At 72.7% G+C, this 25,663-nt stretch carries 25 protein-coding genes; 9 read left to right on the top strand and 16 right to left on the bottom strand.

The annotated features are described in order from the left end of the window. Positions 1-56: 56 nt before the first annotated feature. The 7 genes from C1I92_RS10970 to C1I92_RS10940 form a co-directional block, all read right to left on the bottom strand. A complete protein-coding gene (locus C1I92_RS10970) occupies positions 57-1,136 on the bottom strand; it encodes a sugar ABC transporter substrate-binding protein (protein ID WP_199521133.1) in 1,080 nt (359 codons plus the stop codon). A gap of 137 nt (positions 1,137-1,273) precedes the next feature. Further along, complete coding sequence (locus C1I92_RS10965) at positions 1,274-2,449, bottom strand: ROK family transcriptional regulator (RefSeq protein WP_111254702.1); 1,176 nt, start codon at positions 2,447-2,449, stop codon at positions 1,274-1,276. Positions 2,450-2,722: 273 nt separating this feature from the next. Beyond that, the gene (locus tag C1I92_RS10960) at positions 2,723-3,874 is read right to left on the bottom strand and encodes a sugar ABC transporter permease (protein WP_111254701.1); all 1,152 of its coding nucleotides are present in this window, start codon (positions 3,872-3,874) and stop codon (positions 2,723-2,725) included. After that, positions 3,871-4,950, bottom strand: a complete 1,080-nt coding sequence (locus C1I92_RS10955; RefSeq protein WP_111254700.1) for a substrate-binding domain-containing protein — start codon at positions 4,948-4,950, stop codon at positions 3,871-3,873. Before C1I92_RS10955 ends, C1I92_RS10960 begins: the two co-directional genes overlap by 4 nt. Beyond that, positions 4,950-5,645 carry a response regulator transcription factor gene (locus C1I92_RS10950; RefSeq protein ID WP_111254699.1) on the bottom strand — a complete coding sequence of 232 codons (696 nt, stop codon included), beginning with the start codon at positions 5,643-5,645 and terminating at the stop codon, positions 4,950-4,952. The genes C1I92_RS10955 and C1I92_RS10950 overlap by 1 nt, the downstream gene beginning before the upstream one ends. After that, positions 5,638-8,016: an ATP-binding cassette domain-containing protein gene (locus C1I92_RS10945; protein ID WP_158564091.1), complete on the bottom strand. Its 2,379-nt coding sequence runs from the start codon at positions 8,014-8,016 to the stop codon at positions 5,638-5,640. Before C1I92_RS10945 ends, C1I92_RS10950 begins: the two co-directional genes overlap by 8 nt. Positions 8,017-8,059: 43 nt before the next feature. After that, the gene (locus C1I92_RS10940; protein ID WP_111254697.1) at positions 8,060-8,836 is read right to left on the bottom strand and encodes an NAD(P)H-binding protein; all 777 of its coding nucleotides are present in this window, start codon (positions 8,834-8,836) and stop codon (positions 8,060-8,062) included. A gap of 99 nt (positions 8,837-8,935) precedes the next feature. Between C1I92_RS10940 and C1I92_RS10935 the strand changes: the two genes are divergently transcribed. Next, positions 8,936-9,322 carry a winged helix-turn-helix transcriptional regulator gene (locus C1I92_RS10935; protein ID WP_233506912.1) on the top strand — a complete coding sequence of 129 codons (387 nt, stop codon included), beginning with the start codon at positions 8,936-8,938 and terminating at the stop codon, positions 9,320-9,322. A gap of 18 nt (positions 9,323-9,340) precedes the next feature. Here the strand turns inward: C1I92_RS10935 and C1I92_RS33355 are convergent, their stop codons facing one another. After that, entirely contained in the window at positions 9,341-9,562 is a 222-nt protein-coding gene (locus C1I92_RS33355; protein WP_146605099.1) for a hypothetical protein, read from the bottom strand. An 80-nt stretch (positions 9,563-9,642) separates the two neighbouring features. After that, the gene (locus C1I92_RS10930; protein ID WP_111254696.1) at positions 9,643-10,467 is read right to left on the bottom strand and encodes an AraC family transcriptional regulator; all 825 of its coding nucleotides are present in this window, start codon (positions 10,465-10,467) and stop codon (positions 9,643-9,645) included. Between the two features lie 262 nt (positions 10,468-10,729). On the opposite strand from C1I92_RS10930, the gene C1I92_RS10925 reads away from it, so the two are divergent. Further along, positions 10,730-11,650: a type IV toxin-antitoxin system AbiEi family antitoxin gene (locus C1I92_RS10925; protein ID WP_158564090.1), complete on the top strand. Its 921-nt coding sequence runs from the start codon at positions 10,730-10,732 to the stop codon at positions 11,648-11,650. Between the two features lie 149 nt (positions 11,651-11,799). After that, positions 11,800-12,612: a phytanoyl-CoA dioxygenase family protein gene (locus C1I92_RS10920; protein ID WP_111254694.1), complete on the top strand. Its 813-nt coding sequence runs from the start codon at positions 11,800-11,802 to the stop codon at positions 12,610-12,612. Positions 12,613-12,667: 55 nt separating this feature from the next. On the opposite strand, the gene C1I92_RS10915 is transcribed toward C1I92_RS10920, so the two are convergent. After that, a complete protein-coding gene (locus C1I92_RS10915; RefSeq protein ID WP_111254693.1) occupies positions 12,668-14,197 on the bottom strand; it encodes an APC family permease in 1,530 nt (509 codons plus the stop codon). Between the two features lie 23 nt (positions 14,198-14,220). Further along, on the bottom strand, positions 14,221-14,844 hold the full coding sequence (locus C1I92_RS10910; protein WP_158564089.1) for a GOLPH3/VPS74 family protein: 624 nt from the start codon (positions 14,842-14,844) through the stop codon (positions 14,221-14,223). A 304-nt stretch (positions 14,845-15,148) separates the two neighbouring features. On the opposite strand from C1I92_RS10910, the gene C1I92_RS10905 reads away from it, so the two are divergent. The 3 genes from C1I92_RS10905 (at position 15,149) to C1I92_RS10895 (ending at position 20,705) form a co-directional block, all read left to right on the top strand. Next, the gene (locus C1I92_RS10905; RefSeq protein WP_233506910.1) at positions 15,149-17,074 is read left to right on the top strand and encodes a primary-amine oxidase; all 1,926 of its coding nucleotides are present in this window, start codon (positions 15,149-15,151) and stop codon (positions 17,072-17,074) included. A gap of 384 nt (positions 17,075-17,458) precedes the next feature. Then, on the top strand, positions 17,459-20,089 hold the full coding sequence (locus C1I92_RS10900) for a M64 family metallopeptidase (RefSeq protein ID WP_111254690.1): 2,631 nt from the start codon (positions 17,459-17,461) through the stop codon (positions 20,087-20,089). Between the two features lie 52 nt (positions 20,090-20,141). Next, complete coding sequence (locus C1I92_RS10895; RefSeq protein WP_111254689.1) at positions 20,142-20,705, top strand: mismatch-specific DNA-glycosylase; 564 nt, start codon at positions 20,142-20,144, stop codon at positions 20,703-20,705. On the opposite strand, the gene C1I92_RS10890 is transcribed toward C1I92_RS10895, so the two are convergent. Both C1I92_RS10890 and C1I92_RS10885 read right to left on the bottom strand, forming a co-directional pair. Next, on the bottom strand, positions 20,683-21,159 hold the full coding sequence (locus C1I92_RS10890; protein ID WP_111254688.1) for a nitroreductase/quinone reductase family protein: 477 nt from the start codon (positions 21,157-21,159) through the stop codon (positions 20,683-20,685). The two genes, C1I92_RS10895 and C1I92_RS10890, sit on opposite strands and share 23 nt — an antisense overlap. Next, positions 21,156-21,935 (bottom strand): glucose 1-dehydrogenase, encoded by a 780-nt coding sequence (locus C1I92_RS10885; protein ID WP_111254687.1) that lies wholly within the window; start codon positions 21,933-21,935, stop codon positions 21,156-21,158. Before C1I92_RS10885 ends, C1I92_RS10890 begins: the two co-directional genes overlap by 4 nt. Positions 21,936-22,048: 113 nt before the next feature. Here C1I92_RS10885 and C1I92_RS10880 point away from each other — a divergent pair, with 113 nt between their 5' ends. From C1I92_RS10880 to C1I92_RS10870, 3 genes are all read left to right on the top strand, one after another. After that, positions 22,049-22,693, top strand: coding sequence for a TetR/AcrR family transcriptional regulator (locus C1I92_RS10880; RefSeq protein ID WP_111254686.1), 645 nt, complete (start codon positions 22,049-22,051; stop codon positions 22,691-22,693). A gap of 87 nt (positions 22,694-22,780) precedes the next feature. Beyond that, positions 22,781-23,776, top strand: coding sequence for an EamA family transporter (locus C1I92_RS10875; RefSeq protein ID WP_199521132.1), 996 nt, complete (start codon positions 22,781-22,783; stop codon positions 23,774-23,776). A gap of 4 nt (positions 23,777-23,780) precedes the next feature. Next, positions 23,781-24,176 carry an NUDIX hydrolase gene (locus C1I92_RS10870; protein ID WP_111254685.1) on the top strand — a complete coding sequence of 132 codons (396 nt, stop codon included), beginning with the start codon at positions 23,781-23,783 and terminating at the stop codon, positions 24,174-24,176. An 11-nt stretch (positions 24,177-24,187) separates the two neighbouring features. Here C1I92_RS10870 and C1I92_RS10865 read toward each other — a convergent pair whose 3' ends face one another. The 3 genes from C1I92_RS10865 to C1I92_RS10855 all read right to left on the bottom strand — a co-directional run. Beyond that, on the bottom strand, positions 24,188-24,592 hold the full coding sequence (locus tag C1I92_RS10865) for a type II toxin-antitoxin system VapC family toxin (protein WP_111254684.1): 405 nt from the start codon (positions 24,590-24,592) through the stop codon (positions 24,188-24,190). Position 24,593: 1 nt separating this feature from the next. Further along, positions 24,594-24,914, bottom strand: a complete 321-nt coding sequence (locus C1I92_RS10860; protein ID WP_111254683.1) for a ribbon-helix-helix protein, CopG family — start codon at positions 24,912-24,914, stop codon at positions 24,594-24,596. Between the two features lie 44 nt (positions 24,915-24,958). Beyond that, a partial coding sequence (locus tag C1I92_RS10855) for a type III PLP-dependent enzyme domain-containing protein (protein ID WP_499797861.1) occupies positions 24,959-25,663 on the bottom strand: 705 nt, incomplete at its 5' end.

Raw genomic sequence — 25,663 nt, 5'->3', positions numbered from 1 at the left:
TCACGGTCAAGGGTGGCACCGGCCGCGGCCGGCGCCACCCTCGTCCTGTCGTCGGATCAGCTCAGACCCGCGGCCGTGCAGGCGTCCGCGTAGTCGTCGGTGCAGATGTCCTCGACGCTCCAGAACTCGTCGGCCACGACCGTGTCGGCGATGTTGTCGACGGTGACGACGATCGGGTCGAGGATCAGCGACGGCACGCCCTGGAAGTCGGTGGTGCCGGCGACCTCCTCCCCGTTGACGATCGAGATGGCCATCTCGGCGGCGCCCTCGGCCTCGCCCTTGATCGGCTTGTAGATCGTCATGTACTGCTCACCGGCCACGATGCGCTGGATCGCGGCCAGCTCGGCGTCCTGCCCGGTGACCGGCGGCAGCGCGTCGGCCGCGATGCCGGCGCCGGTCAGCGCGGCGATGACGCCGCCGGCCTGGCCGTCGTTGGCGGCGTAGACGCCGGCCAGCGAGGCCGGGTCGATGGTGTTGAGCTGGTCCGTCGTCCAGGACTGGGCGTTGTCGGGGCTCCAGTCCGGGTTGTCGTACTCACCGACGACGGTCAGCTCGCTGGCGTCGATGATGCCGTGCGCGCCGGACTTGAACATGGCCGCGTTCGGGTCGTCGGGCGAGCCGTTGAGCATGAGGATGTCGCCGGCGCCGCCGACCGCGTCGACCAGCGCTTGGCCCTGCAGCTCGCCGACGCGCTCGTTGTCGAACGAGGTGTAGTAGTCCGCACCCTCGATGAAGCGGTCGTAGGCGATGACCGGGATGTCGGCGGCCTGCGCGTCGGCCACCAGGGCCGCAGCGGACTGGCCGTTGACCGGGTCCAGCACCATCACGTCGACGTTCTGCGAGATCGCGGAGTCGACCTGCTCGGCCTGCTGGGCCTCGTCCTGGTCGGCGTTGAAGTAGACGACCTCGCAGTCGGCGCAGAGTTCGCTGATCTTGGCCTCGAACAGCGGCTTGTCGAAGGCTTCGTAGCGGGCGGTGGCCGACTCGGGCAGCAGCAGGGCGATGGTGCCGCCGCCGCTCGCGGTCTCGTCGTCCCCGCCACCGCCGCTGTCTTCGTTGGCGCCACATGCGGTCGCCACGACGGCGGCCAGGCTGAGGACTGCGAAGACGGCAGCCCGTCGAATGGGCTGGTGCACGTGGAAACCCTCCTTTGGGTTCGGGCCGGCCCCTGCCGATCGGGTCGGCTGGGACGAGTCTGGAACTCCGCAGGATTGCCGTCAAGGCTCAAATACATTACGCGTTTACATCTTGTTTATGCGTTCGTATTTCGACGTTAATGACCCGATTGGACGGGAACGGCCAGGCTCGCCACGAGTGCGCCGACGGCCTCGGTGTCCTCGCCCAGCGGCGAGATCGTGACCCGGGTCCGGGCCGCGACGCCGGGGAGGACGGCGCGGCGGAAGCCCTGGCGCACCGGGCGCAGCCAGGCGTCGCCGGCGGCGATCAGCGGTCCGCCGAGGGCGATCTCGGCCGGGTTGACGATCATCGCCAGCCAGCCCAGGGCGCGGCCGAGCAGTTCGCCGGCGTCCTCCAGGACGTGGACGGCGACCGGGTGGCCGTCGCCGATCAGCGCCAGGACCTCGGCCAGGCCGAGCTCGCGCTGCAGCGCCGAGCTCAGCGCCGTCCGGACCGACTCCGCCGAGCCGACGGTCTCCAGGCAGCCGCGGCGGCCGCACCGGCACACCACGGACAGGCTCGGGTCCAGCGCGAGGTGGCCGATCTCGCCGGCGCTGCCCGCGTCGCCGCGCAGCAGCCGGCCGTCGACCGCGACACCCGCGCCGATGCCGGAGCCGACCTTGACGAACACGACCGCGCCCGGCGCGCCGCCGGCGGCCCGGCGCGACAGCGCGAGCGCGCCGAGGTTCGCGTCGTTCTCGACCACCACGGGCCGCCCGAGCAGCGCGGACACCTCGTCGCGCAGCGGGAAGCCGACGAGCGCGGGCAGGATCGCCGTCTCCGTGACGGCGCCCGTCGCGGGGTCGACCGGCGCGGGGACGCCGACCGCGACGCCGTCGACCTGGTCCGCCGCGAGTCCCGCCTCCTTCCGCACCGCCGCCGCCAGCTCGCCGACGACGTCGAGCAGCGTGTCCGGGCGCGGCCCGCCCGGTAGGTCGCCGGCCGCGGCGGCCAGCACCTCGCCGGGATCGCCGCCGGCGACGACCTTCACATGGGTGCGGCCCAGGTCGATGCCGATGCCGTAGCGCTGCCGGGCCGGCGCCCGCTCGACCAGGCGGCTGCGCCGTCCGTTCGCCACACCCTGGCGGACCAGCAGCTCGCCGGCCTCGACGAGGTCGCGCACCAGCCCGGAGACGGTCGCCGGGGCCAGCCCGGTCAGCCGGGCCAGCTCGGCCTGGCTGACCGCGTCGCCGCCGGCCAGCGCCAGGAGGAGGCGCTCCCGGTTGGCCAGCCGCAGCGCCGACAGCGACCCCGGCCCGGTGGCGTCACGCACGCCGAATCCTTGACGTCATGCTCTGAACGCTACACCCCGGCTTGAGTGGGGGTTGTGCTGGTTCGCCGTCGATTGCTGCCGTTGGCCGATGGGCTGCGAACGTTGGCGTTGAGGGATCCCGAACGTTGGCCCGATGGGCTCGGGCGTCGTGTTGGCGCCTCGTCGGGTTCGCTGGCCGGTTCCGGTCCGCCGCCCGCTGTGGATTCCCATGATCATCAACCTTCTGTGCTGCCCTGGCGACGCAAAAGGTTGATGATCATGGAACGGGGCGAGTTACGGCCCGGGTCGTGAGTGCTCCCGGAAGGGTGTCAGCTCGGCCCGGTGCGCCAGCGTGTCCAGCCCGACGGCGAGGGCGAGGACCAGGCCGGTCGCGATCAGCCGGATCGGCGACGACGCGCCGAGCAGGTCCAGCCCGTTGGCCAGCGAACCGACGACGAGCGCGCCCAGCAGCGCGGACCACACCGTGCCGCGGCCGCCGAACAGGCTGGTCCCGCCGATCGCGGCCGCCGCCACCGCCGTCAGCATCAGGTCGGTGCTGCCCGACGACTGGTTGACGGCGAGCAGCCGGGACGCGGCGAGGATGCCGCCGGTGACGGCCAGCACCGAGGCCAGCATGAACACCGCCAGCCGGATCCGGTCCACCTTGATGCCCGCCCTCCGCGCCCCCGACGCGTTGCTCCCCGTCGCGACCGCGTGCCGGCCCAGCCGCGTGCGCCGGACCATGAGGTCGCCGCCGGCCAGGAGCAGGAGGAACACCACGACCGCCAACGGGACGCCGCGGTCGGCGTTGAACACCGCGACCGCCACCGGCGCGCCGATCGCCGCCACGACCCACGGCCAGACCCGCCGGGCCGGGCGCGGCCGCACGCCGCGCAGGTAGCCGACGATGGCCAGCACGGCGCCGCCGGTCACCAGCGCGGCGAGCAGCCAGCCCAGCGCCGGCGACAGGAACGTCCCCGCGATCGCCACCAGCTGCGGGTCGTCGATGTTGACGCTGCCGGTGTCGCCGAGCACCAGCAGCAGCGCGCCCTGCCACGTCAGCAGCCCGGCCAGGGTCACGACGAACGACGGCACGCCGACGCGCGTCACCATGGCGGCGTGCAGCAGCCCGACCAGCGCGCCGGTGGCCAGCCCGGCCAGGATCGCCAGCACGGCCGGCCAGTCCGCCTTCACGCTGAGCACCGCGGTGACGGCCGCGCCGAGGCCGGACACCGCGCCCACGGACAGGTCGATCTCGCCGATCAGCAGCACCAGGACGACCGCCACCGCGACCGCGCCGACCGCGACGATCTGCAGCATCAGGTTCGTGAGGTTCACCGCGGAGAGGAAGCGCGGGTTGCTCAGGCTCATCACCAGCCAGATGACGACGAGCGCGGCAGGCGGCGCCCACCGGCCGAGCCGGGCCGGCGAGACCGAGCCGCTCACGGCGCCGCTCCGTCAACGACGACGCCGGCCGCGGCACACTCGGCCGCCAGCCCCTCGCAGATCTCGCCGGCCGACCAGAACCCGTCGGCGACGACGGTCTCGGCGATCGTGTCGCGGGTGACGGCGACCGGGTCCAGCATCAGCGCCGGGATCCGGTCATGGCCGTTGTCGACCCAGCTGTTGCGCAGGCCGTCGGGCGGCTCGCCGGTGCGGGCCAGGCTCACGGCGACGTCGGCGGCCCGCTCCGCCTGCGTGCGGACCGCCTTGTACACCGTCATGTACTGCTCGCCGGTGAGGATCCGGCGGATCGCGGCCAGCTCGGCGTCCTGCCCGGTCACCGGCGGCAGCGGGTCCAGCCCGGCCGCCTTCATCGCGGCGATCGCGCCGCCGGCCATGCCGTCGTTGGCCGCGTAGACCCCGGCGACGCGGTCCCGGCCAAGCGTCGTCAGGGCCCGCTCCATCGCCTCCTGCGCCTGGTCCGGCGACCAGTCCGGCACGTCCACCTCGGCGCCGACGGCGACGCCGGCGCCGTCGAGGACGCTGTGCGCGCCGCGGCGGAACAGCGCCGAGTTGTCGTCGGTGGGCGAGCCGTTCAGCACCACCAGGTCGCCGTCGGTGTCGCCGACGGCGGCCAGCAGTACCTCCGCCTGCAACGCGCCGACCTGCTCGTTGTCGAACGTCACGTGGAAGTCGACCGGGACGTCGAGCACCATCCGGTCGTAGCTGACGACGGGGACGCCGGCGGCCTGCGCCTGCCGCACGATCACCGCCGCGGACCGGGAGTCGACCGGGTCGAGCACGAGCACGTCGGCGCCGTTGGTGATCGCGGCCTCGGCCTGGGCCTGCTGGTGGGCCGCGTCCTGGTCGGCGTTGCTGACCAGCGTCTCGCACTCGGCGCAGATCTCGTGGACCCGGTCGACGAAGGCGGGGCGGTCGTGCGACTCGTAGCGGGCGGTCTTGTTCTCCGGCAGCAGCAGGGCGATCTGCAGCTCGCCGTCGTCACCGGCCGGCGCGCCGCAGGCCGCCAGGCCCAGCGCCAGGGCGGACACCGCGAGCAGAGCGGGGAGGCGGCGCATCAGCCGTCCGTCGTGAACCGGTAGCCGGCCCGCGGCTCGGTGACGATCAGCTCCGCGCCGTCCGGGCTCTCCAGCTTGGCCCGCAGCCGGCCGACGTACACCCGGGTGTACTCCGTCTGCGTCTCGTAGCCGGGGCCCCACACCCGTTCCAGCAGCTCGGCGTGCGACAGCAGCCGGCCGGGGTTCATCGCCAGCTCGCGCAGCAGCGCGTACTCGGTGCGGGTGAGGTGGACCCGCTTGCCGCCCTTCGTCACCAGCTGGGCGTCGAAGTCGATGCGGACGTCGCCGGCCTGGACGTGCGGCGCCGCCGGCCGCGGCTCGGCCGGGCGGGCCCGGCGCAGCATCGCGTGGATCCGGGCCAGCAGCTCCTCGATGCCGAACGGCTTGGTGAGGTAGTCGTCGGCGCCCAGGTTCAGCGCTCGCACCTTGTCGGTCTCGCCGCGCCGCGCCGACAGCACGATGATGCCGACGTCGGAGCGGTCGCGGATCGCCCAGCACAGGTCGAAGCCGTCGCGGCCGGGCAGCATCAGGTCCAGCAGGACGACGTCGGGCGCGGCGTCGTCGAGCAGCCCGAGCACGTCCGAGCCGTCCGTCGACACGACGACCCGGTAGCCGCGGGCGGTGAGGTTCGACCGCAGCAGGTCGACGATCGTGCGGTCGTCCTCGACGATGAGGACGCCGGGCGCCTCAGCCATCGCTCTCCTCGTGCTCGACCGGCTCGACCGGGAGCGTCACCCGGAACGTCGCCTCGGGGCCGGCGACCAGCTCGCACCGCCCGCCGTGCGCCTCGGCGATGCCGCGGACGATCGCGAGGCCCAGCCCGGCGCCGGTGCTGCCCTCGCCGCGCACCCGCGGCTGGAAGATCCGCTCGGCCACGTCCGGCGCGATGCCCGGGCCGTCGTCGCTGACCAGCACCTCGACGGCGGCGCCGGCCGCGGCGGCGGTGACCCGCACCGTGCCGCCGTCGCCGCCGTGCCGGACCGCGTTCTCCAGCAGGTTGACGAACACCTGCTCCAGCCGGTCGTGGTCGGCCCAGATCGGCGGCAGCTCCGCGGCGACGCTGACCTTGACCCGCTCCGGGTGCGGCACGCAGCTGCGCGCCGCCTCCAGCACCAGCCGCACGTCGGTCCAGTCCGGCCGCAGCCGCAGCAGCCCGGACTCGATCGCCGACGAGTCGAGCAGGTCGCCGACCAGGCGCTCCATCCGCGCGGACTCGGTCGTGATCGCGGCCAGGAACCGGTCGATCGAGCCGGGGTCCCAGACGAGGTCGCGCTGCTGCAGCGTGGAGGCGTAGCCGTGGATCGCGGTCAGCGGCGTGCGCAGCTCGTGGCTGATCTGCTCCAGCACCTCGCGCTGCAGCTGCTGTGAGCGCCGGGCGGCGGCCGCCTCCCGCCGGGCCCGCTCCAGCTCCTCCCGCTCCAGCGCGAGGGCGAGCGAGCGGCGCGCGTCGTCGAGCAGCTCGACGGCGTCGCGGCCGGGCTCGGCCGGATCGTCCCAGCGGGCCAGCAGGAGCCCGGTGCCGCCGGGGATCGGCAGCCCGGCGATGGCCAGGCCGTCGCCGATGCGCCGCGGCCGGTCGATGCCGGCGGGCGCGGTCTCGGCCAGCTCCCGCAGGTCGGCGCCGTCCTCTTCATCGAGGTCCAGGTGCACCCAGCGCGGTCCCGTGACGTCGGTGAGCAGCATGCCGGCCGCGCGGGCGCCGAGGCCGCGGCACAGTGCCAGCAGCGCGGCGGACAGGCCGCCGTCGACGCGGTCCGGGCCGGCCAGCGTCTCCAGCATCGCCCGCAGCGACTCCAGGATCTCGTTGCGCCGGCTGACCTCCTCGATCAGCCGCTCCCGCTCGATCGCGCTGGCCGCGTGGCCGGCGTACAGCGAGACCAGCTCGCGCCGGTCCGCGTCGAGGCGGCCGGCGGATGTGCTGAACCCGGTGATGGTGCCCAGCACGCCGGCCGCGCCGGCGATCGGCGCGGACCAGGCGCTGCGCACCCCGGCGGCGGAGGCCTGCTCCAGGTAGCCGGTCCAGGACGCCTCGTCGCCGAGATCGTCCATGACGACGAGCTGGCCCAGCGCCGCCGCCGTACCGGCCGGTCCGCCCGCCGTGCCGACCGGTAGGACGGCGATGTCGTCGGCCAGCACCGCCGGCACGCCGATGGCGGCCGTGCGGCGCAGCACCGGCCCGCGCGGCGCCCGGTCGAGCAAGTGCACGCAGAGCATGTCCTGGTCCAGCGCGGCCGCCGTCGCGGACACGACCAGCGGCAGCGACGCGGCCGGGTCGGCGGCCGAGAGCTGCTCGACCAGGCTCTTGAGCCGGTTGAGCTGACGGCGCGCCGCGGACTCGGTCTCGATGCCCGACATCAGCGCCGCGACGTCGTCGGAGTGCACCTCCGCCGGTGACACCCCGGCGACGACGCGGCCGTGCCGCAGCACGACGATCCGGTCGGCCAGCGCGAAGACCTCGTCCAGGTCGTGGCTGACCAGCACGATCGCCCGGCCGGCGTCGCGCAGGTCGCTCAGCACCCGCATGACCTCGGCCCGGCGCAGCACGCTCAGCGACGCCGTCGGCTCGTCCAGCACGAGGATCTGCGCGCCGGTGGACAGCGCCCGGGCCAGCGCGACCTCCTGGCGCTGGCCGCGCGACAGCGTGTCGACCCGGGCCCGGACGTCGGTGACCTGCGAGCCGAACCGCTCCAGCGCGCTGCGGGCGTCGGCGGCCATCCGCCCCTCGGCCAGCAGCAGCCGGGAGTGCTCGCGGCCGAGGAAGATGTTCGCCACCACGTCGAGGTCGTCGCAGAGCCCGAGGTCCTGCCAGACGACCGCGACCGGCGCCCGGGCGCCGTCGGCCGCGGCCACCGCGACCTGGCCCTCGTCGACGTCGGTGTCGCCGGCGATGCAGCGGACCAGCGTCGACTTGCCGGCGCCGTTCTCGCCGACGACGGCGACGATCTCGCCGCCGCGCACGCTCAGCGTCACGCCGTCGAGCGCACGCAGCCGCCCGTAGCGCTTGGTGACGCCCCGCAGCTCGAGCACTGGCGCGGCGCCGCCGCGGCGGCCGTCGCCGTCGGTCATCCCACCATCTTCGCCGAGGACGGCCGGGCTTGCCATCGGCGCATCATGCCAGGGAGCGGACGAACTCCTCCACCGAGGTCGCCGGACGGCCGAGCAGCCGCTCCAGGTCGGGCGTCGGCGTGCCGAACTGCGGCAGCCGCAGCAGCGGCAGCACGAAGGCCATGCCGGACTCGTCGTCCGAGACCTCCCGGTACGGGACGCCGAGCGCCTCGGCCAGCTGCCGGTACGTCCAGGCCGGCCCGCGCAGCTCGTACACCGCGCCCTCGTGGCCGTCGCCGGTGAGCACCGCGCTCGCGGCCAGCGCGAGGTCGGCGATCGTCGCGGTGACCAGCGGCTGCCCGATCGCCGGCGCGACCACCTCGGCCGCCGTCGCCAGGTCGGGGGAGACCAGTTCCTCGGTGTAGAACGTGTTGCGCAGGAACGTGTGGGTCAGCCCGGCGTCGCGGATCGCGTGCTCGGTGGTCGTATGGTCGGCGAGGAAGCTCTGCCCGTCCTCGGCGGTGATCGCGCTGGTGTAGACGACGTGCCGCACCTTCGCCGTCGCCGCCGCGGCGACGACGTTCGCGTGCTGGCGGGCCCGCACGCCCGGCGTCGTGTCCGACGCGGACACGAACAGCAGCCGGTCGGTGCCGTCGAAGGCACGCTCCAGGCTCGCCGCGTCCTCGTAGTCGGCCTGGCGCACCTCGACGCCGCGCTCGGCGAAGCGCCGGGCCTTCTCCGGGTCGCGCGCGACGACGGCGACGTCGCCGGCCGCCCGTGCGACCAGGTCGTCGACGACGACGGGCCCGAACCGCCCGGTTGCGCCGGTCACCACGATCATGTCGGTCTCCGTTCTCTCTTTGTCTCGGTCGAAATCGACGTTAACCTGGAGACTCACCAGATGAAAGTACGTACCTTGAGGTAACCATCGGAGGCAGACGTGAGCGTCGAGGTCAGCGGCGGGCTGCAGGCACTGGCGGGTGACGTGTTCGACAAGAACTGCCCGTCGCGGGGCGTCCTGGAGCACGTCACCAGCCGCTGGGGCGTGCTCGTCCTGGCCGCGCTGGGGGAGCGGGAGCTGCGCTTCGGCGAACTGCACCGCCGCATCGGCGGGGTCAGCCAGAAGATGCTCGCGCAGACGCTGCGCACCCTCGCCGACGACGGGTTCGTCGAGCGCACCGTCATCCCGGCCGCGCCGCCGCAGGTGAGCTACCGGCTGACGGAGACAGGCGAGCAGGTCGCCGGCCACGTCGTCGGCCTGGTCGGCTGGATCGAGCAGCACCTGCCGGAGATTCTCGCCGCCCGCGAGGCGACGCCCGCCAGGTGACCGGCGGCGGGTGATCGGTCAGCGCGGTTCGTCCTCGTCCGGCACCGGATTGCCCGGCGATGGCGTGTCCGGCGGGTCCGGTACCACCGTCGGGTTGCCGGGCGACTGAGTGCCGGGCTCGGGCGGCGGCGCCGGTGGGCCGGGTGACTGCGTTCCGGGTTGCGTGTCGCCCTCCGGAGGGCTCCCCGGCGACTGCGGGCGCGGCTCCTCCTGCTCCTGCTCGTGCTCGTCGTGGGACATGGTGTGTTCCTCCCCGTCGACGGTTCTGCGCTTGGCGACGTACCCGCGTACGGCGGCCCGAAACGCCGAGGCACGTCAGGTCAGGGCAGCGGGCCGCGGCGCTCCTGGTCGCGGAACCGGCTCGGCGGCAGGCCGACCCGGCGGGTGAAGAGACGGGTGAAGTAGCCGGGGTCGTCGTAGCCGGTGCGGGCCGCGACGGCGACGACGGGCAGGTCGGTGCTGGCCAGCAGCTCCTTCGCGCGCGTGAGGCGGACCCGCAGCAGGAACTCCTTCGGGCTGCAGCCGGCCGCGCGCCGGGTCGCCTCGCGCAGCGCCGCCTCGGTCATCCCGAGCCCGCGGGCGTGCGCGGCGACGGTGACCGGCAGGCAGGCGTCGCGCAGCAGGGCGGCCAGGACGGGGTCGGCGCCGGGCTCCGGGACGGCGGCGCGGTGGGCGGCGAGGATCAGCCGGTGCATGGCCGCCGCGGCCTCGACGTCGGTGGCCGGGTCGTCGGGACGGCAGGCCCGGGCCAGCGCAGCGAACGCCACCTCCATCGCGTCGGCGTCCGCGACCGGCGTCACCGGCTCGTCCCGCGGGACGTAGCCGAGGTCCTGGTAGGTGCGCGCCGCCGCACCGTCGAACAGCGCCCACGACTCGTTCCAGCCGCCGGCGTCCGGCCCGTACCCGTGCTCGACGCCGGGGAGCAGCCAGAACAGCGTCGGCGCGACCAGGGGCAGCGTCCGCCCGCCCCACCGCAGCGTCCCGGCACCCCGGGACAGGAACACGACCGCGTAGCAGTCCAACGTCCGCGACGGCAGCCTCGCCACCCGGCCCGCGATCCCACCCACGCTGAGGCAGACCAGCCCGAGCCGCCGGTGCCGGGCGTCCGGCGTGAGATACCGCGACCACGACACCACGCCGCTCATGGGCACAGAGCCTAGAGCGTCCCCCGCGGCCCACTCGGGTGACGCCGCGCGTCCCACCCCGCCTGCACCAAGTCGATCTTGGAGTTGTTCGTCCATCTATCGGGCATTTCGGGCGGCATATGGCGAACAACTCCAAGATCAACTCCGGTGGGCGCAACGGGTGAGCCGGGTCGTTGCCCACAGGCGGAACTGGTTGGCGGCGTTGTCCACAATCTGGCGTTCGGGCGTGGTGGCGGCTCCGATGCGCGGCGACGTTGGAGGCATGCGACCCGAGCGACGTGTTCCCGGCCAGCGACCGGCGCCGGTTCCTGAGGCGCTGGCCGGCGCCGAGTTCCGGTACGCCGATGCCCGGGCCGCCGGCGTCACGAAGGACCGGCTCCGCGGGCGGTCGTATCGCCGGCTCCATCGCGGCGTCTACGTCGAGAGGCGGCGACCCGATGACGATGAGCTGCGAATCCGGGCGTGGATGCTGGCGCTGCCGGCCGACGCCGCGTTGTACGGTGCGACCGCGGCCGTGTGGTACGGGCTGCCGGTTGCGGCGCCGCCGTTGGTGCAGGTGATCGTGCCGCCGGGGACGGTGCCGCGTCGGCGGCCCGGGCTGGAGCCGCATGAGGGTCTGGCGGCGGACGATGTGACCGTCCATCGCGGGGTGCGGGTCACCACGCCGGAGCGGACCTGGCTGGACCTCTCGCTGACGCTCGGCGACGCCGACCTGGTCATCGCCGGTGACGCGATGGTGCGGCAGGGGTTGACGACGCCCCAGCGGCTGGTCGAGGCCGCGGACGTCGCCTGGCGCCGGCGGCGGATCGTGCGGGCGCGGTCGCTGGCCCGCCTGGTTCGCTCCCGGGTCGACTCTCCTCAGGAGACCCGGCTGCGCCTGATCCTCACAGGCCACGGCGGCCTGCCCGAGCCGTTGATCAATCCCGACGTCGCCGATGAGCACGGCGGGTGGATCGGCCGGCCCGATCTCGCCTACGTGGACGCCCGGGTAGCCATCCAGTACGAGGGCGACGTCCATCGCACCAAGAAGCGCTGGCGTTCGGACATCGCGCGCGACGAGGTCATGCGCGATCACGGCTGGGAGGTGATCCGGGTAACTGCCGACGACCTCAGCCACCGAGGCCGGCTGTGCGACCGCATCCGTCGCGCGATCGCCCGCCCGCGCCGCTCCAGCCGAAGTTGATCTTGGAGTCGTTCGGCATATCCCGCCCGAATTGCCCGATAGATGGACGAACAACTCCAAGATCAACTAGTCGGCGTGGGCGCGGAAAGTCCCAGGGCCGGGCGGATCGGTCCATGTCGCCGCTGGGCGGGCGCGGGCGAGGCTGAGGTGTGGCGATCACCTCGAACGGCTACGTGCTCGACGAGTCCGCGCGGCGACTCGGCGAGCTGGTCCCCGTCCCCGACGCCGAGCGGCACGACCGCGACGCGCTGTGGGAGCGGCTGCGCCGCGACGGCTACCTGTTCCTGCGCGGCGCCCTGGACCCCGGCGTCGTCGACGGGTTCCGCCGGTACTACCACGCGACGGTGGCCCCGTCCGGCGTGTGGAACGGTGCCGAGGACCGTGCCGAGTACCGCCGGCTGCTGTTCCGCGAGGTCGTCCCCGGCCCGGAGTACGCGGCGTTCTGCGCCCAGCCGGCGGTCCGGGACTGGTACGCGTGGTTCCTCGGCGCGGAGACGTTCCTGCACAAGCGGAAGCTGATCCGGCACGTGCGGCCGGGGGAGTCCGGCGTCGGCACCGCCACCCAGGCGCACTACGACCTCGTCTACCTGCGCGAGGGCACCGACCGGGTGCTGTCGTCGTGGATACCTCTGGGCGACTGCCCGGTCCGGCGCGGCGGCCTGACCTACCTGGAGCGCAGCCACCACTGGGTGCTGGCGCGGGAACGCGCCGGGACTCTGCGGCTGCCGGCGAGGTCGATCACCGCCGACCTGCCGGGCCTGGCCGACGAGCACGACGCGCGCTGGCTGGTCGCGGACTACCGGGCCGGCGACGTGGTGGTGCACTCGGCCTTCACGGTGCACGCCGCGCTGGACAACGTCGACGACGACTACCGGCTCTCGACCGACATCCGCTACCAGCGGGCCGGCGACCCGATCGACTGGCGCTGGCAGCAGCACTGGCGGGACGACGACGGGCTCTGACGGCCGTGCCCGTGCCGCACCGACTCGGCGCGGCAGGGGCACGGCGGCCATGGGGTCAGCGCAGCGACGGCTGACCCGGCTCGGGCTCGTCCTCCTGGGCCGAGAGGTCGAGGACGGAGATGCCGGTCGCGGCGTTCGCGCCGCGGCCGATCGCCTCGTACACGTCCGGCCGGCTGGTCTTGAGCGCCTGCGCCCACAGCAGCCCGGCGCCGGCGGCGACGACGAACAGGCCGGGCAGGATCCACCGCTCCGGCGCGTCCGACGCGACGCCGATCAGGATGTCGTAGTTCGCGATCGCCAGGATCACCACGATCACCAGCAGGATCATCGCCAGCACCGGCGCGATCGCCCGCCGCCACACGTTCTCACCGGACGGGTGCCGGGCGAAGAACGCGATCACCGCGACGGAGGTCAGCGCCACCAGCGTCAGCACGCCGAACCCGCCGGTCGTGCCGAGGTAGAAGAACAGCTCCACCAGCGGGTCCAGGTCGAACGCCGCGTAGATCACGATGACCACGAGACCGATGACGCTCTGCACGATCGACGCGGCCACCGGCGCGCCGGACGACGGCGACGTCCGGCCCAGGACGCTGGGCAGCACCCGCTCCCGGCCGAGCGCGAACACGTACCGGGCGACGGTGTTGTGGAAGGAGATCATCGCCGCGAACACCGACGTCACGAACAGGACCTCGCCGATGTCCACCCAGGTGCCGCCGAGGAACTCGTCCGCCTGGACGAAGATCACCCCGTTCTGCAACTCCTGCGCCATCCCGACGATGTTGTCCGGGCCGGCCGCGACCGTCATCGCCCACGACGCCAGCACGTACACCGCGGCGACGACCGCGATGGAGATGTACGTGGCCAGCGCGATGGTCCGCTTCGGGTCGCGCGACTCCTCCGAGTAGACGACCGACGCCTCGAAGCCGACGAAGCCGAGCACCGCGAGCACCAGGATCGCGCCGACGCCGGACTCGAACAGGTTCCCGATCTGCAGCGCCTCGAACGAGACGTCGTCGCCGGCCGGGTTCCCGAGACTGGCCAGCGCGTAGATGAGGATGATCGCCATCTCGGCCAGCAGCAGCACCGCGAGGATGGTGCCGTTGACGTCGATGCGCAGCACGCCGAGGATGCCGACGATCGCCCACGCGACCAGCGCGATCACCCACCAGTCGACCGTGATGCCGAACCACTCGTCCAGCTTCGGGCCGGCCGCGATGCCGATGATGCCGTAGAGCCCGACCTGCAGCAGGTTGTACGCGAGCAGCGCCATGTAGGCGGCCGCGACTCCGGCGGGCCGGCCCAGGCCGTGCGTGACGTAGGTGTAGAACGCGCCGGCGTTGGTGATGTGCCGCGACATCGCGACGTAGCCGACGCTGAACAGGGCCAGCAGCAGCGCGATCGCGACGAACGCGATCGGCAGGCCGATGATGCCGGTGACCGCGAAACCGGTGGTCACGACGCCGGCGACGACCGTGAGCGGTGTCGCGGCGCTGAGGACGAAGAACACGACGGCGGGAACGCCGAGCCTGTTGCTGGCGAGCGTCCGCGACACGCGGTCGGCGCCCAGGCGGCTCGAATGGGACACGGGGGACTCCTCGGGAATGTGCGCTATCGGGGACTGAGGGTGGCGTCACCCACAGCTGCTTCGGTATGGGCCAGGACCTCGCGCATCGACATGGGCATCGATCCGACCGCGGCGGCGATGTGGCGCAGCGTGACGGCGTCGCCGTCCCACCACACGCCCTTGGTGAAGCCGGTCACCGCGACCAGCCCGGCCAGCATGGCGTCGTGGAAGTCGAGCGGATCGCCGCGGTTGACCAGGCCGTACAGCCGGTCGGAGGGCCACGCGGCGACCTTCGGGTCGACCGGCAGGTACCGGACCGAGGACCCGAACAGCTTGCGGCTCTTGACCGGCTCGATCTCGCCCTCGCGGGCCAGCCTGACGGCGACCCGTTCCAGCGCGCTCTGCGACAGGAACGCCAGCCACGTGCGCAGCGACCGGGTCTGCTGATCGGCCGTGAGCTGGCGGACGATCCGATATCCAAGATCGTCGGCCGGCGGCTGGGCACCCGTCAATGACAGGGTTCCCGACGCGACGTGCAGGTTGTTGTTGAGGATCAGCTCGCCCAGCAGCGCGCCGGCGAGCCCAAGCCCAGCGGCACGACTGTTCAGCCGGAGCTTGCCGCTACCGACGTCGTGGACGATATGGAAGAAGTCATTGGCCAGCAGCACTCCGCCTGCACCTCCACCCCGGGCGCGAGGACCAGGATGAGACGGGACGGCCGGGGCCATACGGGACAGGGACATGCGCGCTCCCACCCATGAGACGCGCGTTTCGAACCGTCAGCGGTACTCGCGATGCCGCGTTACGATTCACGCCCGGTAGTTTGTCGGCCTTTGTCCGCTAAGACAAGAGGCAATTTCAGCGGTAATGCGTGGGAAGCCTGAGACGCCTTACCTAGCGGTGTTGCGCACGCAATGTCTTGACGACATCGGTGCCGGGCGGCGAGTCTATGGGCTTGTGACGGTCACGCCTGTGCGTACGCACCCGCTCCAGCGCCTGTCCGCGGACGAGATCCGCGCGGCCCGGTCCCTCCTCGACGACAACGGCCTGGTGACGGCGGCGACGAAGTTCGCCCTGCTCGGCCTGGAAGAACCGGACAAGCTGACGGTGCTCGGGCACCGTCCCGGCGACCCGATCGACCGGCGGATCCGCGCCGTCCTGCTGGACCTGGAGACCGGCGCCGCGCGCACGGTCATCGCCTCGCTCACCCGTGGCGCCATCGACTCCATCGTCGACATCGACCCCGTCACCGACGGCCAGCCGCCGATCCTGCTGGAGGAGCTGGTCACGGTCGACGAGATCGTCAAGGCCGACCCCGGCTGGCGTGCCGCGATGGAGCGCCGCGGCATCACCGACCTCGACCTCGTGCGCCCGTGCCCGCTCGCGGCCGGCAACTACGGCATCGCCAGCGAGCGCGGCCGCCGCATGCTGCACGTGCTGTCATTCCTGCAGCACCGGCCCGAGGACCACGCCTGGGCGCACCCGATCGACGGTGTCGTCGCCTACGTCGACGTGATCGAGAAGAAGGTCATCGAGCTGATCGACGATGCGGTCCTCCCGATCCCGGACGAGGAGGCGAACCACGACGACCCCGCCTACACCGGCCCGCCGCGCACGACGCTGCGCCCGATCGAGATCACCCAGCCGGAAGGTCCCAGCTTCACCGTCGACGACGACGTCGTCACCTGGGAGAACTGGTCCTTCCGGGTCGGCTTCGACCCGCGCGAGGGCCTGGTGCTGCACCAGCTCGGCTGGCGCGACGGCGACCGCGTCCGGCCGATCGTCTACCGCGCCTCGGTGGCCGAGATGGTGGTCCCGTACGCCGACCCCAGCCCGGTGCGGTTCTGGATCAGCTACTTCGACGCCGGCGAGTACCTGCTCGGCCAGCAGGTCAACTCCCTTGAGCTGGGCTGCGACTGCCTCGGCGAGATCCACTACTTCGACGCCGTCCTGGCCGACGGTGACGGCGCCCCGCGCGAGGTCCGCAACGCCATCTGCCTGCACGAAGAGGACTTCGGGGTGCTCTGGAAGCACACCGACATCTTCACCGAGTCGTCGGAGACCAGGCGCCAGCGCCGGCTCGTCATCTCGTTCTTCGTCACCGTCGGCAACTACGACTACGGCTTCTACTGGTACCTGTACCTCGACGGCACCATCCAGCTCGAGGTCAAGGCCACAGGCGTCATGGCGACGTCGTCCTACAAGTCCGACAGCGCCTACGCGACGGAGGTGGCGCCCGGCCTCGGCGCGCCGTTCCACCAGCACCTCTACTGCGCCCGGCTGGACATGATGGTCGACGGCCTGGACAACGCCGTAGACGAGGTCGAGGTGCAGCCGCTGCCGATCGGCCCGGCCAACCCGAACGGCAACGCGTTCACCCGCCGGGCGACCCGGCTGCGCAGCGAGGCCGAGGGCGCCCGGACCGCCGACCCGATGGCCGGGCGGACGTGGCACATCTCCAGCTCCGACTCGACCAACCGGCTGGGCCGGCCGGTCGCCTACGAGCTGCGCCCCGAGGGCCGGCCCCTGCTGCTGGCGGACCCGGCGTCGGCGACGGCGCACCGCGCGGCGTTCGCGACCCGGTCGCTGTGGGTCACCCGGTACGACCCGGACGAGCGGTTCCCCGCCGGCGACCTCGTCAACCAGCATCCCGGCGGCGCCGGCCTGCCCGAGTACGTCGCGGCCGACCGCGCCATCGAGGACCAGGACGTCGTGCTCTGGCACACGTTCGGCGCCGTGCACTACCCACGACCGGAGGACTGGCCGGTGATGCCGGTCGAGTACTGCGGGTTCACGCTGCGCCCGGTCGGCTTCTTCGACCGCAACCCGACGCTGGACGTCCCGGCGACGCCGGCCAACCACTGCGGCCACCACGGCGGCGGCGAGCACCACCATTGATCCTGCAGATTCGCGGCGTCGACAGCGCCGACCTCGCGATCCTGCGCCGACGAGGTGCGCAGCTTACATCGAGGCGGAGCGCCCTTGGTGACCGAGGTCGACGCGTAGGTCATCGTGCGACTGCTCCAGGCCGGCCGACGAGCTGCGGCTGACCTGTGACGCGAAGTTCGCCCGGGCGCCGAACGGCGTGCATCGCGCCGAGATCCGCACGTATCCCGGCTGAAGCACGATCCGACGAAGGACGGAGCGCGGCGGCCGAGCTTCCGTCATCTGACGGGTGCAATGTCACCGTGCGCCCGGTAGCGTCCCTGAGCACCATTCTCAGCACGGGCCGGCCCGCACCCGGTCCGTGCCGAGTCACGTGCTCGGTGAGACGGAGACCATATGAAGAAGATCGTCGCCGCGCTCTCACCGATGGCACTGGCGGCAGGCCTGTTGACGGTGCCCATGGCGGGCGTGCCGTCGGCGAACGCGGCCCTGCCCCAGTGGCCGGAGGTGGGCAGCGCCAGGGTCGTCCCGCTCCAGGAGACCGGGTCGCCGAACGAGCGGCTCAACCTGATCGTCATCTGCGACGGCTACCAGGCCGACGAGATGGACCAGTGCGAGACCGACGTCGACCGCAACCAGGCCATCCAGTGGGGCGTGGAGCCGTTCCGCACCTACCGCGACTACGTCAACGTCTACCTGCTGCAGATCGTGTCGGAGGACTCCGGTGTCCGCCGTGACCCGGAGGAGGACGCGTCCGACGAGGTCAGGGACGCGAAGAACACGCCGCTGCGGCTCTGGTACTCCGACGGCCTGACGAACCCGCTGGCTCGCGGCATCACCTACGGCCCAGCGCTGGCCGGCGCCACCGGCACCTGCCCCGGCCACCCGAACCCCACGTACCCGCTGGCCGACGGGATCCTCGGCGACCCGCGCTGCAGCGGCAGCCAGCAGCGTCAGATGTACCTGAACACGTACGTCGCGCCGGTCCTCGGGCTGGCGCCGGGCGTGTTCACCGGCCAGGGGCCGCAGAACGTCCAGACGCTGGCCATCTCGAACACGTTCACCTACGGCGGCATCGGCGGCCGGGACGCGACGGCGTCGGGCGGCAGCCCGCAGTCGCCGCTGATCTCGCTGCACGAGCTCGGTCACTCGCTGGGCACGCTGGCCGACGAGTACCCCTATTCCAACCGGCCGACGCCCGGGCCGCCGCACGGCGACAACGAGCCCAGCTCGTTCCACCACACCCGGCAGACGTCGGAGCAGATGATCGCCAACCAGCACAAGTGGTGGCGCTGGCTCGGTGAGGAGAGCCTGTCCGGTGGCCTGATCCGCGGCGCCGACCCCGACGGGCACGAGAGCGGCACGTACAACGGCTCCAACGTCTGGCGGCCGAGCTCGCACTCGATGATGCGGTGGATCGGCTTCTACTTCGACCAGGTCGGTCTGGAGCACATGGTCGCCCGCATCACCGGCCAGCGCGACAAGGGTCAGATGAGCCTGCTCTCCACGCCGCCGGGCACGGTCGCCCGCGACGGCGTCCTCTGGCTGCAGACCCCGCACCCGCGCTTCCACGACCTGCAGGTGACCTGGCGCAGCGGCGGGCCGACCGGCCCGGTGCTCGCCACCGGGACCCGCCACCTCGACCTCGGGGCGCTGGGCCTGGCGCCCGGCACGACGGTCCACGTCGAGGTCCGCGACCCCGTCGGCCCGGACGGCATCGACTGGGTGCGCAACCCGTCGACCGGCACCTCGGCGACCAACTCCGGCTTCAACGGGCCGCGGTTCGTGCAGACCCGCAGCTGGACCGTCGGCGCCGAGACCGCACCGGCCGACGCCGTCGCGCCGGAGATCACCGCGTCGACGCCCACCGTGCGCCCGGTCGCCGGCGACGAGGTCGTCTACGTCGAGACCTCGCGCGCGGCGGACCGTCTCCTCGACGTCGCCTGGACGCTGAACGGCGACGACGTCGACGCCACGGGCGACAGCCGGGTGCTCGACCTCGGCGCGCTGGACCTGCCGGCCGGCACGCACCAGCTGACGGCGACGGTGACCGACCCGGCCGCGCCGGGCGCCTCGGACTCCGTCACCTGGACCGTCGACAACGCCCTGCCCACCGCGCCGCGGACGCTGTCCGAGCCGCTCACCACGATGACGTCGGACGACGGCCACGGCATCTACTTCGACGGCTGGGACATGCTGCTCACGCCGCAGGACGACCGCACCGGTTACGAGGGCGAGCCGTACGTCGTCGGTGAGCTGCGGCTCAACGGCGACGGCTGGTTCAACTACTTCGGGTTCCCGGAGAAGCCGATGCCGGTCTCGCCGTTCGAGTTCCGGCACTCCGGCACCGACGTCAAGGCGCTCACGTACGGCAACCTGGGCACCGGCGGCCTGTCGAAGGCGACCTTCGAGCAGAGCTACGGACCGGACGACCCGAACGGCCCGTTCGTGCCCGGCTACGGCACGCACACCGTCGAGCACCGCGCCGTCGACCCGGCCGGGAACATCGGCGCGGCGGAGTCGTACCAGGCGACGGTCCTGCCGGGTGCGGAGCTGGAGTGCACCCAGACGATCACCGGGCCGCGCGCCGGCTCGCTACTCGTCACCAGCGGCGTGACCTGCCTCGACGACGCTCGGGTGGCCGGCACGGTGACCGTCCGCTCCGGCGCCTCGCTGGTCGTGAAGGACAGCACCGTCGCCGGCAGCCTGCTGGCCGACGGCGCCGGCGAGGTGCAGCTGCTCGGGTCGACGGTGGCCGGCCAGGTGCGCATCGCCGGCACGGCGAACGGCGTCACGGCCGCCGGGTCCACGTTCGGCGGCACGGTCGCGCTGACCGGCAACGGGCGGGTCCCGGGCAACGCGTCGGAGGAGCGGTACACGCAGTACGGGCAGGCGTACGGGCCGATCCTGGCGGGCAACTCGTTCGCCGGCCGGCTCAGCTGCTCCGGCAGCAGCGCGCCGGTCCGCGACTTCGGCGCGGCGAACGAGATCAGCGGCGTCGCGACCGGGGAGTGCTCGGCGCTCTGACCGGCCTGAGGGGCCGCCGCCGTTCGTGGCGGCGGCCCCTTACGCTGCTCGGGTGGGGTTCACTCGAGCCGAGTTGGAGGCGTTCCGCGACGGCACGCTGCCGGACCTGATCGGGCCGGATCTGCGGCTGCTGTTCGTGGGCATCAACCCCGGCCTGATGACGGTCGCGACGCAGACCCATTTCGGCCGGCCGGGCAACCGGTACTACCCGGCGCTGATCCGGGCCGGCGTCATCGCCGCGCCGTCCGACCTGACCCGTCGCGGGCTCGGGGTCACCAACCTGGTCGCCCGGGCGACGGCCCGGGCGGACGAGCTGACCGCGGCCGAGCTGGCGGCCGGCGCCGCCGTGCTGACGGAGAAGGTGGCCCGGCTGGCGCCGCGGGTGGTGGCGGTGCTGGGCCTCACCGCGTACCGGACGGCGTTCGGCCGGCCCCGCGCCGTCGCCGGACGTCAACCCGAGGACCTGGCCGGCGCGCAGCTGTGGGCGCTGCCGAACCCGAGCGGGCTGAACGCCCACGAGACGCCGGACAGCCTCGCCGCGGCCTACCGGGCGGCGGCCGTCGCCGCCGGCGTCGAGCCCGCCATGTCCACGATCACGGCCGATGGCGGAAGCTGATGCGCATCAGCCGGCTGTCGGCCCAGTCTTCGAGCCGAGTCGGCCGGATGGTGCCGGGGTCGTGCGGCTGATTGAGATCCGCGACGATCTCCGCCAGCACGGCCTGACGTTCAGCGCGGTCGGTGACCGGCGTGGCCCGTGCCGGCAGGTCGGCACGGATCCCGTTCTTGAGGTGGAAGGTGAAGTCGGGATGGGCGAGAAGGTTCGCATGCCAATCGGTGGCAGCCCCGCCGGCGCCGCTACACAGGTAGGTGGCGCCCGCGGCACGGTAGAAGAAGATCTCGATGCGGCGTGCTCGGCCGGTGCGCCGCCCCAGCGTCGTGATGTCGATGATCCGCTCGCTGGTGCCTGCGGCGGGGGTGATCTCGATGGCCCGCCGAATGTGATCGGGCAGGTGCGACAGAGACGAGTCCCGTGCCGAGTCGTTCCATCCGGTCGTGTCTGGCGTGCTCATGCGGTCTCGGCCTGAAGGGCGGGGCCGAGGAGGAGTCCACCGTCGATGACGTACTCCGACCCCGTGATGAACGACGCGTCCGATGACGTGAGGAACAGGAGAAGCCGGGTGACCTCGGCCGGCTCCCCGAGCCGGGGGACGGCGAACGGCTCGGGTGAGTAGAAGTCGGCGATCGCCGCTACCGCGCCGGCTGCAGGTTCGTGGATGAAGGGGGTCGCGATCACGCCGGGGTGGATGGTGTTCACCCGGATGCGGTCGCGGCCGAGCTCGAGCGCCGCCGTCTGTGTGAGGCCACGCACGGCCCACTTGCTGGCGACGTACGGCGCGTAGTGCGCCGTGCCGCCCAGGCCCATGGTCGAGGCGATGTTGACGATGGCTCCTCCGGCCGCGCGGCGCAGAGCGGGGGCCGCGGCCTTGATGCCGAGGAAGGTCCCGGTGAGGTTGACGTCGAGGATGCGCGCCCACGTGGCCTGGTCCGTGTTCTCGATCGGCGCCGGCGGGTTCTGGACTCCCGCGTTGTTGACGAGCACGTTCAGGGCGCCGAAGGCGCTCTCGGCGGCCAGCACGGCGGCGGACCACGAGCTCTCGTCGGTGACGTCGAGGCGGGTGAAGCGAGCACGGGTCCCGAGCTCGTCGGCGAGAGCGGCGCCGCGTTCGGGGTCGATGTCGCCGATCACCACGTTCGCTCCCTCCGCGTGGAAGGCGCGTACGTGGCTGGAGCCCTGGCCGCCGGTTCCACCGGTCACGAGCACGGTCTGGTTGTCGAAGCGGGGCATCAGCTGTTCCTTCGGTGTCTGGCCGCCAGTGGTGAGCCGAGCGACTCACCACTGAATCGACACTAGGCCGGCCACAGTGGTGAGTCAAGCCACTCACCTCGTATGCTCGCCCCATGAGCAGGGTCGTGCCGACGTACCACCAGCGCGTCGCCCAGGAGAAGCGCGCGCTGATCTTGACCGCCGCGACCGCACTGTTCCTCGAGTTGGGCTATGACCGGACGTCGCTGGCGCGGATCGCAGAGCGCTCGGGCGTTTCGCGAGCCACCTTGTTCAAGCAGTTTCCGAGCAAGGCTGCTCTGTTCGACGCCATGGTCACCGAGTCCTGGTCAACCGCTGACGACGGAGATCCTCCGCCGGCGGGCGACATCGTCGACGGGCTCAGCACCATCGGTCGCCGCTACGCCGAGCTGTTGAGCCGCGCCCAGATGACCGACCTGTTCCGCATCGTCATCGCGGAGCTGCCGCGATTCCCCGAACTCGCCAATGCGCAGTTCTCGCAGGGGAAGATGCCCTACTTCGAGTCCGTGCGCAGCTACCTCCTGGCTGAGCACGAGGCGGGAACGGTGCGGGTCGAGGACGTGGACCTCGCAGCCACCCAGTTCCTGGGCATGATCTCCAACTACGTCTTCTGGCCGACACTCCTCGTGCCGGGCTGGAAGGTGAGCGCCGAACGCGCCGCTCAGGTCGTCGACGAGGCCGTCCGCACCATCGCCGCCCGGTACACCGCGACTGGGCCGGGGCCGTCGACCAACGACTGAGGCGACGCGTCATCGGTGAAGAGGCGTCATACCACCAGGCGAGAAAGGCCTTGAGGAGCAAACGGGTCGTTCACTACTGTCGCCCTGGTGAGTCGTCCGAACCCTGCGCGCGGCGTCGCCTACGTCGCCCTCGCCGCGGTGTTCTTCTCCGTCAACGCGTCGATGTCGAAGGTGGCGCTGGAGGCGGGGGTGGAGCCCGCGGTGCTGGCGGCGCTGCGCTCGACCGGCGCCGCGCTGATCCTGCTGGTCGCCGTGCTGGCGATCGCGCCGGGCCGGCTGCGGATCGGACTGCGGGAGCTGCCCTTCCTGGTCGTGCTCGGGGTGGCCGGCGGCGCACTGGTGCAGTGGCTCTACTTCACGGCGATCGACCGGCTGCCGGTGGGCATCGCGCTGCTGCTGGAGTTCACCGCGCCGGCGATGGTGGCGCTGTTCAGCTGGGCGGTTTTGCGCCAGCGGATCCGGCGGCAGACGTGGCTGGGCATCGGGCTCGCATTGATCGGGCTGGCGCTGGTCGCCCAGGTGTGGACCGACATCGGGCTGGACGCCGTCGGCGTGCTGGCCGGCTTCGGCGCGGCCGCCTGCCTGGCCAGCTACTATCTCGTCGGGTCGCGGATGTCCGGCCACCGCGACTCGCTGTCGCTGACGTTCTGGATGTTCGGCTTCGCGGCCCTGTTCTGGGCCGTCGCACAGCCGTGGTGGACGGTGGACCTCGCCCCGCTCAGCCGCTCGACGTCGCTGCTGGGCGCGTTCTCGTCGGTGTCGGTGCCGGCGTGGTCGACGGTGCTGTGCATCATCGTGTTCGGGACGATCGTGGCGTACGGGCTCAACCTCGCCGCGCTGCGGCACATCTCGCCGACGGCGTGCGGCGTCATCGGGATGTCCGAGCCGGTCGGGTCCGCGGTGGTGGCGTGGGCGTGGCTGGGGCAGAGCCTCACGGCGGCACAGATGGTCGGCGGTCTGGTGGTGCTGGCCGGCATCGGCCTGGCCGAGTTCGGCGGGACGGGCACCCCGCCGGCGCCGTCGTCGCCGGAGCCGGCCGCCGACGCCGTCCCCGCCGTCCCCGCCTGGCGGCCGGTACGGTAGGTACGTGCTCTCGCCTCACTTCGTCGTCGCGGCGGTCTGCTTCCTCGACGCCGAGCGGCGGGTGCTCACCGTCCGCAAGCGCGACACCGACGCGTTCATGCTGCCCGGCGGCAAACTGGAGCCCGGCGAGGACGCGGCGGCCGCGGCGCTGCGCGAGGTGGCCGAGGAGATCGGCGTCGCGTTGCGCCACGCCGACCTCGCCGAACTGGGCGTCTGGACCGCGCCGGCCGCCAACGAGCCCGGCGCCGCCGTCACGGCGACCGTCTACACCGCCGCGCTCCCCGCCGAGCCCGTCGCGGCCCGGGAGATCGCGGAGCTGCGCTGGCTGCACCCCGCCGGTTCCGCCACGGTCGCGCCGCTGCTGCGTGACCACGTCTTCCCCGCGCTGCTGAGGAGCTGACGCGGGAGCGGCTAGGTTCCAGGTGCGGCGACGCGGAGGGTGTTGTAGCGGCAGGCCTCGGCCAGCCGGTGGTCGTAGGTGATCATGAGGTCGGCGTCGAGCAGAAAGGCCGTCGCCAGGTGGATGGCGTCGAGCGAGCGCAGCATCGGCGGCCGGATGCGGCGGGCCAGCCCGACGACGTCCTCGGTGATGTGCCGTTCGGCGATGCCGGCCAGGGCGTCGTCGACCCCGTCCTGCACGGGGTAGCCCTCGGCGATGCGCAGCAGCGCCCGGCCGATCTCGAGCCCGGCCAGCGTCGATGTGACGAGGGCGTCGTCGTTGTCGATGTGCTCCTCGAGCGCCTGCTCCAGCGCCTCGGACTCGTCCTCCTGGACGGCGCGTTTGAGCAGCGCGCTCGTGTCGAGGTAGACCCGCACGTCAGATCCGGTCGTCGCGGTCCAGCACGTCTGCCGTCGTCGTGCCGGGCGGCAGCGTGAGCCGCCGGGCCGGCCGCCGGTACGGCGCACGCGGCGGCCGGATCATCTGTGCGGCGATCAGCTGCTCAAGGTCGCTCGCGCCCTCGGGTGCGTCCCGGCGATGCACTGGCTCGGTGTTGAGGCCGGTGTCGATGCCTTCGTCGATGCCGAGATAGCTGTCGAGGGCCGCGCGCAGCACCTCCTGCTGGGACCGGCCGCTGCGCTCGGCCTCGGCCCGCAGCGCCTGCGCCGCCTCGGGGCGGAGTCTCAGGTTCGTTGCCATATCACCGACGGTACCACGGGCGGTACCGCCCGTGGTACCAGTCGTCAGAAGCAGGTCTCTACGACGTCGGTGACGCTGCCGTCCGGGCTGGTCAGCGGGATGCTGCGCCACTTGTCGAACGTCGTGCAGGGGTGCGAGATGCCGAGCTGCACCCGGTCGCCGACCGCCACCTTCGCGTCCGGCGGTACCGCCAGGAACGCGTGCTGGTCGTTCAGTGCCGTCACCTCCGCACCCTCGAGCGGCAGCACCGACGACGACCCGCGTGGGAGCACCGCGAGCGGGATCGGCAGGCCCTGGTCGAAGGAGGCGTCGCGCCGGCCGACGTCGAGGAAGGCGCGGCCGGGCTCGGGCGCGGAGACGACCGTGCCCCAGACGGTGAGCGCTGCGCGCAGCCGCGCCGGTGCGTCCGGTCCGTCGAGCGGGGAGTTGCGGTGGAACATGCCGGAGTCGTGCGTGACGTAGCAGCCGCTGCGCAGGATCACCCGCCCGGCGCCGCCCAGCACGTCCGCCACCACGTCGTAGAACATGCTGCCGCCCGCCGACAGCACGACCTCGCCGTCGACGTCCGAGGCGACGGCGGCGCCGGCCTCGCGCACCGACTCCAGATAGGCCGTGACGGCGGACAGCGACGGCGGCGTGCGGTCGCCGGCCACCGAGCCCTCGTAGCCCGCGACGCCGGTGAGCCGCACGTTCGGCGCCCGGTCGATCGCGGACCGGACGGCGTCGACGTCGGCGGGCCCGCGGGTGCC

This window comes from Jiangella anatolica, assembly GCF_003236295.1.
GTDB lineage: Bacteria > Actinomycetota > Actinomycetes > Jiangellales > Jiangellaceae > Jiangella > Jiangella anatolica.
The sequence above is the reverse complement of the archived record's forward strand: the minus strand, read 5'-3'. Positions and strand labels throughout refer to the sequence as shown.